The organism is Vibrio sp. St2, assembly GCF_947311885.1.
In the GTDB taxonomy this organism is placed as follows: Bacteria; Pseudomonadota; Gammaproteobacteria; order Enterobacterales; family Vibrionaceae; genus Vibrio; species Vibrio coralliilyticus.
This window is the reverse complement of sequence record NZ_CAMZNA010000001.1, coordinates 847,678-862,655: the sequence shown is the minus strand read 5'-3', so window position 1 is coordinate 862,655 and position 14,978 is coordinate 847,678. Positions and strand designations below refer to the sequence as shown.

Below are 14,978 nucleotides of genomic sequence, written 5' to 3'. Positions count from 1 at the left end.
GTGATACAATCCGCGACAGTTTTATGTAGTGAAAAGAATAGGTAACGCTTTGACTTCGTCACAGCCAGAAAAAAATCCCGCCTCTGAAGACAAAGGGCAGGCTAATAACGCCGCCTCTCTTCGCAAGGCATTGAATCAGTGCATGCTCAAAGACAGATTTCGTCTGAGCAAGCGCATTTCAGGCGCGAGTAAAATAAAGAAAGAAGCGTCTCGTCATGCTGTGTTTGACGAAATTGCATTGGATATCGCCAAATCCATGATGGATGTAGAGCAAAGAGCCAGTTATAAGCCAACCATTGAATATCCAGAAATACTGCCTGTTAGTCAGAAAAGAGATGAGATTGCAGAGGCGATAGAAAACAACCAAGTGGTTATCGTTGCCGGTGAAACAGGCTCTGGTAAAACCACTCAGTTGCCAAAGATTTGTGCTGAACTTGGACGTGGTCAGTATGGCTTGATTGGTCATACTCAGCCAAGACGTCTTGCAGCTCGTTCGGTGGCGAATCGTATCGCTGAAGAAATGGAAACCAAGCTGGGTGAGTTTGTAGGTTATAAGGTTCGATTTAACGATCAGATCTCAGACAATACCCAAATCAAACTGATGACTGACGGTATCTTGCTGGCTGAAATTCAGCACGATCGCTTCTTAAATCAGTACGACACCATCATTATCGATGAGGCGCACGAGCGCAGTCTCAACATCGATTTTATTCTCGGCTATCTCAAAGAGCTTTTGCCGCGTCGCCCCGATCTGAAAGTGATCATCACCTCAGCGACCATTGACCCTGAGCGATTCTCGAAACACTTTAGCGACGCGCCTATCATCGAAGTGTCTGGCCGTACTTATCCGGTAGAAACACGTTACCGTCCGCTACGTGGTGACGATGACGTCGATCGCGATCAGTTAGAAGGTATTTTTGACGCAGTTGATGAGCTGTGTGATGAAGGATTGGGCGACATCCTGATCTTCATGAACGGTGAACGAGAAATTCGCGATACTGCTGACGCGCTAGCAAAACGCAATCTAAAAAGCACTGAAATTGTACCTTTGTATGCACGTCTCTCAGCGGGTGAACAGAACAAAATTTTCCAACCTCATGCAGGACGTCGAATCGTATTGGCGACCAACGTTGCTGAAACCTCTCTGACAGTACCGGGCATCAAGTATGTCATCGACCCGGGTACGGCGCGTATCAGTCGCTACAGCTATCGTACCAAGGTACAACGTCTGCCGATTGAACCAGTTTCTCAAGCGAGTGCGAACCAGCGTAAAGGTCGTTGTGGTCGTGTTGAGGAAGGTATCTGTATTCGTTTGTATTCGGAAGATGATTTTGAATCTCGTCCAGAGTTTACGGATCCAGAAATTCTTCGTACCAACTTAGCGTCGGTTATTCTCCAGATGACGGCATTAGGATTAGGTGATATTCAAGCGTTCCCGTTCGTTGAAGCACCTGATAAGCGCAATATTCAAGATGGTGTGCGACTACTGGAAGAGCTGGGTGCCATTAATGAAAATGCGAAAGATCCTAAAAAGCGTCTGACCTCGATTGGTCGCCAGTTGGCCCGTCTGCCGATTGACCCTCGTTTGGCTCGTATGGTTCTTGAAGCGCCAAAATATGGCGCATTGAAAGAAGTGATGGTTATTGCTTCAGCGCTGTCGATTCAGGATCCTAGAGAAAGACCGAGCGATAAACAGCAATCGTCGGATGATAAACACAAGCGCTTCTTCCATGAAGAATCGGATTTCCTGACGTTTGTTAATTTATGGGATTACGTTCAGAAGCAGCAAAAGGCATTGACGGGGAATCAGTTCCGCAAACAATGTAAGCAAGATTACCTAAACTACTTGCGAGTGCGTGAGTGGCAGGATGTCTATTTCCAGATTCACCAGTCTATGCGTGAAATGGATTTCAAGCTCAATGATGAACCTGCTAGTTATCAAGGTACTCATAGCGCGATTTTGGTCGGGTTGCTCTCTCATGTTGGTATGAAAGACCAAGAGAAAAATGAGTACCAAGGTGCGCGTAACGCGAGATTTCATATTTTCCCTGCATCAGGCTTGTTTAAGAAACAGCCGAAATGGATTGTGTCAGCCGAGCTGGTGGAAACCTCGAAGCTATGGGGGCGCATTATTGCCAAGATCCAACCTGAATGGATTGAACCGCTGGCGAAGCACCTCATTAAGCGCAGTTACAGTGAACCGCACTGGTCGAAAAAGCGTGCAGCCGTCATGGCACACGAAAAAGTGATGCTATATGGCATCCCGATTGTGCCTAAGCGTCTGGTGAATTACGGCAGTATTGACGCGACGGTTAGTCGAGAAATCTTTATCCGCAGCGCCCTTGTTGAAGGTGAATGGGATACCAAGCACGCGTTCTTCAAACAGAATCATAAGCTGCTACAAGAAGTGGAAGAGCTGGAGCACAAGTCCCGTCGTCGTGACATTTTGGTCGATGACGATGAGTTGGCAGATTTTTATGATCAACGAGTTGGGACGGAAGTAGTCTCGGGCCGCCATTTTGATACGTGGTGGAAGAAAGCGTCTAAAGAGAACAGCGAACTACTGAATTTTGAAAAAGAGATGCTGTTTAAGGGTGACGCGAGCCACGTTACCGATCTGGATTACCCTAACTTCTGGCACCAAAATGGCCTCAAACTGAAACTGAGTTACCAGTTTGAACCGGGTGAAGACAATGACGGTGTGACTGTTCACTTACCTCTGCCTATATTGAATCAGGTTGAACAAGCTGGGTTTGATTGGCAAATTCCGGGATTGCGTCATGAGCTGGTCGTTAGCCTGATAAAATCGCTGCCTAAGACGATTCGTAAGAACTTCGTACCTGCACCGAACTACGCTGATGCATTTTTAGCTCGTGCCACGCCAATGGAAGCCCCTTTACTTGACGCTCTGGAAAAAGAGCTGCGTCGTATGACGGGTGTGGAAGTGTTGCGTGACGATTGGAACATGGATCAGGTTCAGGATCACCTTAAGGTAACATTTCGTGCCGTGGACCATAGAAACCGGAAGCTGAAAGAAAATCGCGATCTTCATGAGCTAAAAGAAAGCCTGAAAGACAAGGTTCAGGAAACCCTGTCGAAAGTTGCAGATGACGATATCGAGCAGCAAGGCCTTCATACTTGGAGCTTTGGTGAGCTGCCGAAAGTGTATCAACAGAAACGTGGTGGTTACGATGTTAAAGCGTATCCAGCGATTGTAGATAGCAAAGACAGTGTTGAAATAAAGCTCTACGAGACAGAGCAAGAACAGGTTTCAGCGATGAGAGCGGGTCAGCGTCGTCTGATTTTGCTTAACGTACCATCTCCGATTAAATATCTGCATAGCAATTTGCCGAACAAGTCTAAGTTGGGTCTTTACTTTAACCCTTATGGAAAAGTACTCGATCTGATTGATGACTGTATCGCTTGTGGTGTCGACAAGTTGATTGAAGAGAAGGGCGGCCTAGTGTGGCAGCCTGAGCAGTTCGAACAGTTGAAAGAACACGTTCGAGCGGAACTCGGCGACACCGTTGTTGAGATTGCGAAACAAGTTGAGACAATTTTGACGACCGCGTTCAGTATTAATAAGAAGCTAAAGGGTAAGATAGACTTCACAATGGCTTTTGCTTTGTCAGATATCAAAGCTCAGATTGAAGGATTGATCTTCAAAGGATTTGCAACGGAGTGTGGCTGGAAACGTCTTCCAGATATATTGCGTTACATGAAAGCGATTGAGCGTCGTATGGAAAAATTGCCGATCGATCCTAACAAGGACCGTCTGCATATGCTGAAGATTGAATCAGTGGCCAACGACTATAAAGAATTGCTCAACAAAATTCCTAAAGGAATGGCGGTACCAGACAACGTCAAAGAAGTACGTTGGATGCTTGAGGAACTGCGCGTCAGCTATTTTGCTCAGCAGTTAGGTACGCCATATCCGGTATCGGACAAACGCGTGAAGAACGCGATTGACGATTGTTAGGTATATAAATTGCATAAAAATTTAAACATAACAAAATTTTGACTGAGATTGGCAGAGGATTGCCGCGGCAGCTTCTGCTAAGGGAAAATAAAGAAGGTTAATATGAAAAAGACACTACTCGCACTAGCATTATTGGGTGCATCAGCAACAGCATCAGCAGACTCATGGATCTACGGCAGTGCAAGTGTAGGTCAAGCAGACTTAGGTGGTGAGTCAGCAACGTCATACAACGTTCATGTCGGTACTGGTATTTTGCCACTCATCGGTCTGGAAGCGGGCTATCAAAACTTAGGTGATTACGACCGTGTTGATTACTCTGGTATCAAAACTAACCTGACTGGTTCTTCAGTTTACTTTGCAGCTAAACCAAGTCTCGATTTTGGTCCACTGCATATTTACGCGAAAGGCGGTCTACACTCATATGATATTAAAGCCGATGGTGGTTTTAAAGAAGATGAGATCGACGTAATGTATGGTGTTGGTGCGGAATACTTCGTCATGGGCCCTATTTCTCTAGGCGCGAGCTACAGCGTATTCAACATGAAAGAAGACGATGTGAAAAACTTCTCGCTAAACGCGACATTCCACTTCTTGTAATAGACACATCACGAAAAAGCCCGGCTATGTTACTAGCCGGGCTTTTTATTACCTGAAATCAGCGCTTAAGCTTGCTGCTTATGTAGTTCAGCTTCTTTCGCTTCTTCTTCAATCAGTGAATCAACAATCACAGCACAAGCGGCGTCGCCTGTGATGTTCAATGCAGTACGGATCATATCGAAGATACGGTCAAGAGCGAACAAGAGTGGCAGGCCTTCGATAGGGATACCCGCTGCCAGAAGAACAGCAACCACTAGGAACGAAGGACCAGGTACACCTGCTTGGCCAACGGCACCAAGTGTCGAGGTAATAATGATGGCAATGTATGCGCCCATACCAAGATCGATGTTGAACAGTTGTGCGAAGAAGATCGCGACCAAACCGTAGTAAATGGCGTTACCTGACATGTTGATCGTTGCGCCTAGCGGGAGAACGAAAGACGCTGTCGAGTTTCTTACACCTAGCTCATGCTCACAGGTATCCATCGTGACTGGCAGAGTCGCCATTGATGAAGCGGTAGATAAAGCCACGGCTTGAGGCTTCTTCATCGCTGTCAGGAATTTCTTCGCAGAGGTCTTAGTGAAGATGTGAACCATAAGAGGGTAGGCAACGAAACCAAAGATAAGAATTGCAGCGATGTAGACAACAAACAGTTTAAATACCACCATTAAGGCGCCAAAACCGAATGTCCCTACTGCTTCTGCCATCAGGCCAAATACACCTAGCGGAGCAATGATCATAACCTTGTTGATCATCCAAACCATTGCATCAACAATGCAATTTATGCCGTTAATGATTGGGTCACGACGCTCTTTAGCTTGCTTAGAAATCGCAATGCCAAAGAACATACAGAATACTAGGATTTGCAGTATGTTTGCTTCATTCAGTGACTGGAAAACGTTTGTTGGGATCATACCTGTGATGGTTGCCCAGAAAGAAGGTAGTTCACCTTTAGAAGCGTATTCAGAAGAGAACATGCCTTCGATGCCTGAAACATCGATACCCATGCCCGGTTTGAATACTTCACCCATAAATAGTGCTAGGGCGACGGCAAGTGCTGACGTTAAGCCAAAGTAACCTAAGGTGACTATGCCCACTTTACCAGCCGATTGGCTGTTACCTAGACCTGCAGCACCTGAGATCAAGGCTACGGCGACCAATGGGATAACCAGCATTTTTATTAAATTGATAAAAATCGCACCTAATGGAGCGAAGATGGTAGCGCTGTCTCCCATGAAGGCACCCACGGCAGTACCTACAATCATAGCGATGACAACCTGAACGCCAATGTTGCTTAGCAAATTCTTTTCTTTTAACACTTCCATAACCTCTGTGCTAACAAAATTTAAATTCCCAGAATTACCATCTAAGTTAAATATTTTAATTAGATAATAATTCGCCTCGCTTTTTACACGTTATTTTTACATTTAGCAATAAGGTGCAAAGTCAATCGAGCCAATTAAAAGCACTTTCATTGATGAGTGATAATTTTTTAATCAATAGCAAACGTTTGCCATTGGTTTGTAGGATAGATTTTGGCTTTGTAATACATTGTGTGATTAGGAGGTAGGGTGGAGGAGTTACACTGATATGTTAAAAAAAAGATCGGTTTCTCTAATGATTTAAGAAACCGATCTCATAGAGGTTTAGATGGCTAGCACTTTACTTTTGTGTTGCTGCCTTCATCGGTGAAACAAAACTAGCCAGCTGATTTAACATTTCTTGCGGAGACTCAACGTGTGATTCGATGATTTTGACGATAGCAGAGCCTGAAATCGCACCAGCAGCACCAGACTCAATGGCTTGCTTAACCTGTTTTGGTTGAGAGATGCCAAAGCCCAACAGTGATGGTGGAGCATCGTATTTATTGAGTTTATCTAAAAGATCACTTACTGGCATGTTGGCCTTTGTTTCTGCACCGGTTACACCAGCACGCGAGAGTAGGTAGGTATAGCCGCCACCTAGTTCAGCAACTGATTTTAGTGTCTCTTCTGACGCCGTTGGTGGCGCAATGAAGATAGGTTCAATACCGTGCTTCTTCGCCGCCTCAACAAACTCTTGGCTTTCATTGGTTGGTACGTCAGCAATCAACACAGAATCGATACCGGCATTCGCACAACGCTGGTAAAAACTATCGATACCGCGCGCGTAAACAAGGTTTGCGTACATCAGAAGGCCGATTGGGAGTTCTGGGTATTTGGCGCGGATTTTTCCAATCAACTCAAAGCAGATATCTGGAGTTGCTCCCGAATCCAGTGCGCGAATGTTCGCTCCTTGAATAGTAGGGCCATCCGCAAGTGGATCCGAAAACGGAATACCCAGTTCAAGTGCATCGGCACCCGCTTCAACCAGTGTCTCCATAATTTTGAGGGACTGCTCCGGGTTTGGATCGCACACGGTTACGAAAGGAACAAATGCACCTTGGTTTTTCTCGTTCAGGCGCTCAAACATAGACTCATAACGGCTCATTAGATAACTCCTTTTTCTTCTAGAATGGCGTGAACAGTGAAGATGTCTTTGTCACCACGACCTGATAGGTTTACGACGAGAAGTTGTTCTTTGTCTGGGTTCTCACGAGCCATACGCAGTGCATGAGCTAGTGCGTGAGATGACTCTAGTGCAGGAATAATACCTTCACTTCGGGCAAGTTCTTGGAATGCTTCCAAAGCCTCATCATCGGTTACGTTGTCGTATTCCGCACGGCCAATTGCATTTAAGTGAGCGTGCTGAGGTCCAACTGAAGGGAAATCAAGGCCCGCAGAAACAGAGTAAGACTCTTCAACTTGCCCGTTTACGTCTTGCATCAGTGGCGCTTTCATACCAAAGAAGATGCCGGTTTTACCGTGCTTAAGAGGGGCGCCATGCTGGTCGGTATCTATACCTTTACCTGCAGGCTCAACACCGATCAGGCGAACCGTTTCCTCTTCAATAAAGTCAGCAAACATACCGATTGCATTTGAGCCACCACCCACACAAGCGATTACTGCATCAGGAAGGCGACCTTCACGAGCCAGAATCTGGTTTTTTGTTTCTTCGCCAATCATGCGTTGGAAATCACGCACGATGGTTGGGAATGGATGAGGACCAGCAGCGGTACCCAGCAAATAGTGAGCTTCTTCGTAGCTTGCTGACCAGTCGCGCAGTGCTTCATTACATGCATCTTTAAGCGTGGCTGAACCGGAGTGAACAGGAATGACTTCCGCGCCCATAAGTTTCATACGGAACACGTTCGGGCTTTGACGTTCTACGTCTTTGGCACCCATGTACACGCGACATTTTAGGCCGAGCAATGCACAGGCCAATGCGGTAGCGACACCGTGTTGACCCGCGCCAGTTTCTGCAATGATCTCGTTTTTGCCCATACGCTTAGCCAACAGTGCCTGACCTAGCACTTGGTTAGTTTTGTGTGCGCCGCCATGCAATAAATCTTCGCGCTTGAGGTACAGTTTGGTTTTTGTACCCTTGGTCAGATTGCGAGTCAGTGTTAGCGCCGTTGGGCGACCTGCGTACTCTTGCAGCAGGGTCATAAACTCGCTGCGAAACTCTGGGTCTTCTTGCGCATCGATAAACGCTTGTTCTAGCTGTTCCAGTGCAGGAACGAGAATTTGTGGTACATACTGACCACCGTATTCGCCGAAGTAGGCATCAAGTTTTGCCATGGTTTTATTCCTTCAATTCAGTTTGGCGTTGCTGTCTAGCACACCAAAAAATTTCTTTAATTATGAGTAATTGATCTTTAATAAATCTATTTAGTAGCTGCGAATCGCATCAAATGCCTGTTGCAACTTCTCTGCATCTTTCTTGCCGGGTGAAACTTCAACGCCTGAGTTTAAATCCAGACCTAGACAGCCTTGTTGGGCCGCTTTCTGAGCGTTGAAAGGTGAAATGCCACCCGCGAGCATCACTTTTTCTCTATCACCAATCAATGACCAGTCGAAGACTAGGCCTGTACCACCCGTTTGAGAACCAACTTTGGTATCGAGTAAGTGGCGGCTGACTGGAGTGTCTAGCAATTCTGGTGAGCTGTCAGTAACACCGTAAGCTTTCCAGATTTCAACTTGATCACCTAGCTGCTCATGGAGCGCAGCGACAAAGTTCTGGTCTTCATCTCCATGCAGCTGAACAGCGCAGAGGCCAAGCTCTTGCGCAATACTAATCACGGTGTCGACATCGTGGTTCTGGAATACACCCACATATTTCAAAGGAGCACCAGACATGGTTAGGCGAGCGGTTTCTAAATCCACGCAACGCTTCGACTTAGAGACAAAAATCAGCCCGCCAAATACTGCACCTGCTTGGTAAGCTTTCGCAGCATCATCTGGGTGTGTCAGACCACAAACTTTATTTTCACCTAGTGTGACTTTGCGTACTGCCAGCTCTAAGTTTTCTTCTGCCATCAATGAGCTGCCGATTAGGAAACCATCAGCAAAATCTGCAAGATCTCTAACTTGCTGGTGTGTGTAGATGCCTGACTCCGAAATGATGGTCGCTTCTGGTGCCAGCTCACGTATTGTTGGCGCCAGCTCTTTGGTGCGGTTCAAATCTGTTGTTAGGTCACGTAAATTGCGGTTATTAATACCAATAACTTTAGCGCCAAGTTTTACTGCGCGGTGTAACTCTTCCTCATTACTGACTTCGGTCAGAATGCCCATGTTGAGTGAGTGAGCCACTTCTTCCAGTGCTTTATACTCGGCGTCATCAAGTACAGATAGCATCAGCAGAATCGCATCAGCAGAGTAATGGCGAGCTAGATAAACCTGATAAGTATCCACCATAAAGTCTTTACACAGAATCGGTTGAGATGTTTGCTTTCTCACTTGTGGCAGGAAATCGAAGTTTCCTTGAAAGTACTTTTCATCGGTGAGCACTGAAATCGCATCAGCGTGATTATTGTACACGGACGCAATGTAATCGAGGTCAAAGTCGTCACGAATCAGTCCCTTGGACGGAGACGCCTTCTTACATTCTGTGATGAAGGCAGTTTTTTTACCGCTTACCGCGTCATAGAAGCTACGATCAGACGGAGTTAGCGCTTCTTTAAACTGCTCCAAAGGTTGAGAGGCTTTACGTTCTTCCACCCAGCTGTATTTATCACGAACGATTTTTGCCAATACTTCTGCCATTTGCGCTTCTTTTAGGGACACGTGCTCTGAAAGTTTATCTTGCGTCTGAGTCATCTTTTGTTCCTTCCTTAAGGTACTTAGGCGTGAGCTGCTAGCTGATTAACCAGCTCAAACGCTTTACCAGAGTTCATAGCCTCAATAGCTTGCTGAGTGTTGGCCTTGAGATCTTCATGACCAAATAAACGCATGAGAAGCGCAACGTTAACCGCTACCGCACCCAGCTGGGCATCGGTGCCTTTACCAGTGAGGATATTGGTAATAATGGCTTTGTTCTCTTCAGGATCACCGCCTTTAATTGCTTCAAGTGGATGCGCTGTTAGGCCAAAGTCTTCTGGAGTCAAAGTGTATTCAGTAATTTGCCCATCTTTGATTTCCGCCACAGTGGTGTTGCCATGAATAGCAACTTCATCTAGGCCGCTACCGTGCACTACTGCAGCGCGCTTCATGCCCATCTTAAGCATGGTTTCAGCTATAGGACGGACCAGCTCTTCGCTGTAAACACCCATAAGCTCAATATTTGGGCGAGCAGGGTTAATCAGCGGGCCTAAGATGTTAAAAATGGTGCGGGTTTTCATGGTCTGACGAACAGGCATCGCATGGCGAACACCACTGTGGTATTGCGGCGCAAACAAGAAAGCAACGCCGAGTTTATCTACCGCAGTGCGAGTATCTTCAGCGCTCATGGCGAGGTTGATGCCAAATGAATCAAGCAAGTCAGAAGAGCCAGATTTGCTTGAAACACTGCGGTTACCGTGTTTTGCTACTTTCAAACCACATGCCGCAGCAACAAAGGCAGCTGTGGTCGAAATGTTGATGGTATTGTGGCCATCACCACCAGTGCCCACGATATCGGCGAAATCATAGTCAGGGCGAGGGAATGGATTTGCATTGGCAAGCAGAGCTTTTGCTGCACCAGCGATTTCATCCGGTGTTTCACCTTTAATCTTCAGTGCTGTCAGCGCCGATGCCATAAGAATTGGATCAAGTTCACCGCGAATAATGATGTCAAAAAGCTGTTGGCTTTCTTCCTGAGTTAGCGGTTGTTGTTCATAGAGTTTGTTGATGATCGTTTCCATTCTTATTTGCTCCTTATTGCTGCACTGACGTTAGATTTGATTCTTGTAAAGCCCACTCAATCGCATTGGCTAACAGCGTTGCACCATGAGTAGTCATGATGGATTCCGGGTGGAATTGGAAGCCACAAATTTTATCTTGTTCATGAACCACAGACATGACGAGTCCGTCGACCTCTGCGGTTACGGTAAGTGTTTCAGGTACCTGAGTAGCCACTAACGAATGGTAACGCGCAATGGCAAGTGGTGAAGGAAGGCCGCTGTAAGTCGGATGATTCTGGTGTTCCATCATTGACACTTTGCCATGGACAATTTCACCCGCGCCAGCAACGGTGCCACCATACGCTTCAACAATGGCTTGATGACCGAGACAGATACCGATCATCGGCACTTTACCTTTCAGGCGTTGGATGACTTCCGGCATTGAGCCCGCTTCAGATGGCGCACCTGGGCCGGGGGACAACAACACAACCGGATTGTCTAGTTCGTTGACCGCACTTTCGATCGCTTCCGCGGCAATGTGGTTACGGTAGATTTTGACGTCGTGTCCGAGTGAACGAAACTGATCCACTAAGTTATAGGTAAACGAGTCAAAGTTATCGATAAATACAATGTTAGCCATCTCTACGACTCCTTATGCGCTGACTGAATTGCAGAGATAACGGCTTGCGCCTTACCACGAGTTTCATCTGCTTCGGCTTGTGGTTCTGAATCAAACACAACGCCAGCGCCCGCTTGAACTTGAGCGATGCCATTCTCGACATAAGCTGAGCGGATAACGATACAGGTGTCTAATGTACCTTCGCCAGTGAGGTAGCCAACGGCACCGCCATAGCTACCACGGCGTGCACCTTCGACATCCCTGATAAGTTGCATCGCACGAATTTTAGGTGCGCCTGTCAGCGTTCCCATGTTCATGCAAGCCTGATAGGCGTGCAGAGCGTCCAGGTCGTCACGAAGCTGACCAACCACTCGGGATACTAGGTGCATTACATGGCTGTAGCGGTCGACTTTAAGCAAATCTGCAACGTGGCGAGAACCCGCTTGGGAAATACGAGCAACGTCGTTACGCGCGAGATCCACCAACATCATGTGTTCGGCGTTCTCTTTCATATCAGTACGCAGTTCAAGTTCAATACGGCTATCTAGGTCGAAATCGATAGCTCCGTCTGGGCGTTTGCCACGTCGACGCGTGCCTGCGATTGGGTAAATCTCGACTTGGTTAGTATGGGTTTCGTATTTAAGCGCGCTTTCAGGTGATGCGCCAAACAGAGTGAATAGCTCATCTTGCATGTAGAACATGTAAGGGCTTGGGTTGCTTAGCTTTAATTCTTTGTATGCAGCGAGTGGTGATGGACAAGGCAGGGTGAAGCGGCGTGACGGAACAACCTGAAAGATATCGCCTCGCACTACGTATTGCTTTAGGTCTCGAACGATTTGGCAGAAATCTTCATCTGAAACGCTTGGCTGTGGAGAAACGTCAGTTAATTTGGTCGCTTGCGGTAAATGTTTCAGGTTAGCGCATTGTGACTGAATGCTTTCAATGCGTGCTTCCAGCGTCGCTTTTTCTTCGCTATTCGCAAACAATGTGGCTTGTAAATCACAAGACTCGCTCTGATGGTCTACGACGAGCAGAGTTTCTGCAACGTAAAAAACGTAGTCTGGGCATTGGTTTGATGCTTCTGCATTACCTAAAGGTTCAAAGTTCGCCACCATGTCGTATGCGAACAGACCACCAAGGAAAACCGCGTGTTGCTGATGTTCAGTAAGGTCAAAACTGTGCTGGACCAGACGCAACGCATCAAAAGAAGACGCTTCTCGTAAGCGAGAGTCTTCATCGAGTGTATCGCAAGGCGCTTCAAACTCTAGTGTCAGCGTTTGACCATCAAATGAATGAGCCACATTGCTATGAATGTTGTGGGCCAAATGAGAAAGCAGGTGTTTACCGTTATTGGTCAGTGCTTGCATGGTCACAATATGACCGTTGCAAACGATGCGAACAGCGGAATCAACGATCAGCAGGCTCTTCAGATCCTGTTTTGAATCGATCTCTGCGGACTCCAATAACAGGCTGTCGGTTTTGTTTTCACACAGAGTATGAAACAGACGAGTAGGATCCTGCGTGTAAGGTGCAGATGCTTGGATAACTTCAAGGTTTCCCAGCTTTTTGATTTCAATGGCCTTGTTCACAAGACCTCCTTTTCATTTGTAATCTTTTTTACTTCCTGCCGTACATAGTCGCACAAAGAAAACATTCACCCAATGTGGAATTTGCTCTATTTGATGAATGTTTGACCAGTTGAGTGCTGAGTATCCGACAAAACAAAAAGCCCGCTTTAGCAGCGGGCTTGGTAACATTAATTTGGTAAATTAAAAGTACACGTTAGCCCACCAAGAACTTGTCCAAGTGCGCCACCAAGCAAGGTCTGCAGAACTGTCACGTAGAGAGTCAGCTGCAAGATTCGCTTTCTGGTTTTGGTTAATTTCTTGTAACATAGTGAGCCTTAATTCAGGTACTTCGTATTTATGTACTAGTTAACTAGTGCAGAGGTAAAAAGTCAACTAAAAAAACACATTTATGAGAATTGATTTACACAGCCATACCACGGCCTCTGACGGACGATTACCTGCTAACGAATTGATAGACAGAGCGCTCGGTTTTGATATCGATGTGCTGGCGATTACCGATCACGATACGGTAGATGGTTTAGAGATTGCGCATCAGTATGTTCAAGACAACCAGCTACCCATAACAATCATTAACGGTATTGAAATATCCACGGTGTGGCAAAACAAAGACATCCACATTGTTGGGTTGAATATAGACCCGCAGTCCGCCGAGTTGGCTCAGTTAATCGAACAGCAGAAAAAGCACCGTGAAGGGCGAGCAGAAATGATCGCTCATCGCCTGAGTAAAGCGACCCGAGAAGGGGTGCTCGAAGAGGTGCAAGCCATTGCTGGTGATGCACCTATCACGCGAGCGCATTTTGCGAAATGGCTGGTGGACAACGGCTACGCCAAAACCATGCAACAGGTATTTAAGAAATACCTGACTCGCAATAACCCAGGTTATGTACCACCGAGTTGGTGTTCGATGGCTGACGCCGTCAATGCCATTCACAGTGCGGGCGGACAAGCAGTACTTGCGCATCCCGGACGCTACGATCTCACCGCAAAATGGATTAAGCGACTGCTTGCTGCATTTGTTGAAGCGGGTGGGGATGCGATGGAAGTGGCCCAACCACAACAGGGCCAACAAGAAAGGCGCAACTTGGCGGATTATGCTATACAATACAAACTATTAGCGTCTCAAGGCAGTGACTTCCATTATCCGTCTCCTTGGATGGAGCTGGGCAGGAATTTGTGGCTGCCATCAGGTGTAGAACCTGTATGGAAAGATTGGGGTATTGAGCCTTCGCAAGCTGATTGACCATAGGTTGTGGCGATTAGTGACTTAGATTGCTATTAAATCAATACGTTACAAATATAGAGTCGAGAGACTCGATGATGAGGAATTACAATGAGCCAGTTTTTTTACGTTCACCCAGAAAACCCCCAGGCTCGCTTGATCAATCAGGCTGTGGCAATCATTCGTAATGGCGGTGTGGTTATCTATCCGACAGACTCCGGTTATGCATTGGGTTGTCAGCTAGAAAATAAACAGGCTTTAGAGCGAATTTGTAAGATTCGTCGATTGGATGAAAAGCACAACTTTACATTGCTTTGTCGCGATCTTTCAGAGCTGTCTCTTTATGCTCGCGTCGACAACACCGCGTTTCGCTTACTAAAGAACAATACGCCAGGGCCTTACACGTTTATCTTCAAAGGGACGAAAGAAGTACCGCGTCGTTTGATGAACTCTAAACGTAAGACTATTGGTATCCGTGTACCAGACAACCAGATTGCGCTGGATTTACTGGAAGCGCTTGGTGAACCTTTGATGTCGACGTCCTTAATTCTTCCGGGTAATGATGTTACTGAATCAGACCCAGAAGAGATTCGCGATAAACTTGAGCATGCGGTGGACTGTATCCTCAATGGTGGCTATCTTGGTGAGCAGCCAACGACTGTAGTCGATTTCAGTGATGATGAGCCTGTCATTGCCCGCGTTGGTTCGGGCGACCCTGCTGCATTCGAGTAGCAACTTCGCTTTCGCAAAAACTTCAATAAGCAGAGCATAGTGTGTTGATACCTATGCTCTTTTAA

The 14,978-nt window shown here is 46.6% G+C and carries 12 protein-coding genes and 1 other annotated feature; of the genes, 4 read left to right on the top strand and 8 right to left on the bottom strand.

Features of this window, described 5'->3' with window-relative positions:
* Positions 1-49 precede the first annotated feature (49 nt).
* Positions 50-3,979, top strand: coding sequence for an ATP-dependent RNA helicase HrpA (gene hrpA, locus QMA41_RS04080; protein ID WP_281628923.1), 3,930 nt, complete (start codon positions 50-52; stop codon positions 3,977-3,979).
* Between the two features lie 102 nt (positions 3,980-4,081).
* Entirely contained in the window at positions 4,082-4,576 is a 495-nt protein-coding gene (locus QMA41_RS04075) for an outer membrane beta-barrel protein (protein ID WP_006958945.1), read from the top strand.
* 65 nt (positions 4,577-4,641) lie between these two features.
* Here the strand turns inward: QMA41_RS04075 and QMA41_RS04070 are convergent, their stop codons facing one another.
* The 8 genes from QMA41_RS04070 to QMA41_RS04035 form a co-directional block, all read right to left on the bottom strand.
* A complete protein-coding gene (locus QMA41_RS04070; protein WP_281628922.1) occupies positions 4,642-5,901 on the bottom strand; it encodes a dicarboxylate/amino acid:cation symporter in 1,260 nt (419 codons plus the stop codon).
* Between the two features lie 337 nt (positions 5,902-6,238).
* Positions 6,239-7,045, bottom strand: a complete 807-nt coding sequence (gene trpA / locus QMA41_RS04065; protein WP_281628921.1) for a tryptophan synthase subunit alpha — start codon at positions 7,043-7,045, stop codon at positions 6,239-6,241.
* Positions 7,045-8,235, bottom strand: coding sequence for a tryptophan synthase subunit beta (gene trpB, locus QMA41_RS04060; RefSeq protein ID WP_006958942.1), 1,191 nt, complete (start codon positions 8,233-8,235; stop codon positions 7,045-7,047). Before trpB ends, trpA begins: the two co-directional genes overlap by 1 nt.
* A gap of 90 nt (positions 8,236-8,325) precedes the next feature.
* Entirely contained in the window at positions 8,326-9,753 is a 1,428-nt protein-coding gene (gene trpCF, locus QMA41_RS04055) for a bifunctional indole-3-glycerol-phosphate synthase TrpC/phosphoribosylanthranilate isomerase TrpF (protein WP_281628920.1), read from the bottom strand.
* Positions 9,754-9,776: 23 nt separating this feature from the next.
* On the bottom strand, positions 9,777-10,775 hold the full coding sequence (gene trpD, locus QMA41_RS04050; RefSeq protein ID WP_038162459.1) for an anthranilate phosphoribosyltransferase: 999 nt from the start codon (positions 10,773-10,775) through the stop codon (positions 9,777-9,779).
* Positions 10,776-10,788: 13 nt separating this feature from the next.
* Positions 10,789-11,394 (bottom strand): aminodeoxychorismate/anthranilate synthase component II, encoded by a 606-nt coding sequence (locus QMA41_RS04045; protein WP_281628919.1) that lies wholly within the window; start codon positions 11,392-11,394, stop codon positions 10,789-10,791.
* Between the two features lie 2 nt (positions 11,395-11,396).
* Complete coding sequence (locus QMA41_RS04040) at positions 11,397-12,962, bottom strand: anthranilate synthase component 1 (protein ID WP_281628918.1); 1,566 nt, start codon at positions 12,960-12,962, stop codon at positions 11,397-11,399.
* A 131-nt stretch (positions 12,963-13,093) separates the two neighbouring features.
* Positions 13,094-13,196: a sequence feature (Trp leader region), on the bottom strand.
* Positions 13,143-13,268: a trp operon leader peptide gene (locus tag QMA41_RS04035; protein ID WP_019275902.1), complete on the bottom strand. Its 126-nt coding sequence runs from the start codon at positions 13,266-13,268 to the stop codon at positions 13,143-13,145. (Overlaps the previous feature by 54 nt.)
* Before the next feature lie 82 nt (positions 13,269-13,350).
* Here QMA41_RS04035 and QMA41_RS04030 point away from each other — a divergent pair, with 82 nt between their 5' ends.
* Complete coding sequence (locus QMA41_RS04030; RefSeq protein ID WP_006958937.1) at positions 13,351-14,202, top strand: PHP domain-containing protein; 852 nt, start codon at positions 13,351-13,353, stop codon at positions 14,200-14,202.
* Between the two features lie 90 nt (positions 14,203-14,292).
* The gene (locus QMA41_RS04025) at positions 14,293-14,913 is read left to right on the top strand and encodes an L-threonylcarbamoyladenylate synthase (RefSeq protein WP_006958936.1); all 621 of its coding nucleotides are present in this window, start codon (positions 14,293-14,295) and stop codon (positions 14,911-14,913) included.
* Positions 14,914-14,978 lie beyond the last annotated feature (65 nt).

Bases quoted from the DNA above. Each gene is read 5' to 3' on its own strand.
- QMA41_RS04075 (WP_006958945.1), top strand. From the start codon at position 4,082: ATGAAAAAGACACTACTCGCACTAGCATTATTGGGTGCATCAGCAACA.
- QMA41_RS04070 (WP_281628922.1), bottom strand. From the start codon at position 5,901: ATGGAAGTGTTAAAAGAAAAGAATTTGCTAAGCAACATTGGCGTTCAG.
- trpA (WP_281628921.1), bottom strand. From the start codon at position 7,045: ATGAGCCGTTATGAGTCTATGTTTGAGCGCCTGAACGAGAAAAACCAA.
- trpB (WP_006958942.1), bottom strand. From the start codon at position 8,235: ATGGCAAAACTTGATGCCTACTTCGGCGAATACGGTGGTCAGTATGTA.
- trpCF (WP_281628920.1), bottom strand. From the start codon at position 9,753: ATGACTCAGACGCAAGATAAACTTTCAGAGCACGTGTCCCTAAAAGAA.
- trpD (WP_038162459.1), bottom strand. From the start codon at position 10,775: ATGGAAACGATCATCAACAAACTCTATGAACAACAACCGCTAACTCAG.
- QMA41_RS04045 (WP_281628919.1), bottom strand. From the start codon at position 11,394: ATGGCTAACATTGTATTTATCGATAACTTTGACTCGTTTACCTATAAC.
- QMA41_RS04035 (WP_019275902.1), bottom strand. From the start codon at position 13,268: ATGTTACAAGAAATTAACCAAAACCAGAAAGCGAATCTTGCAGCTGAC.
- QMA41_RS04030 (WP_006958937.1), top strand. From the start codon at position 13,351: ATGAGAATTGATTTACACAGCCATACCACGGCCTCTGACGGACGATTA.
- QMA41_RS04025 (WP_006958936.1), top strand. From the start codon at position 14,293: ATGAGCCAGTTTTTTTACGTTCACCCAGAAAACCCCCAGGCTCGCTTG.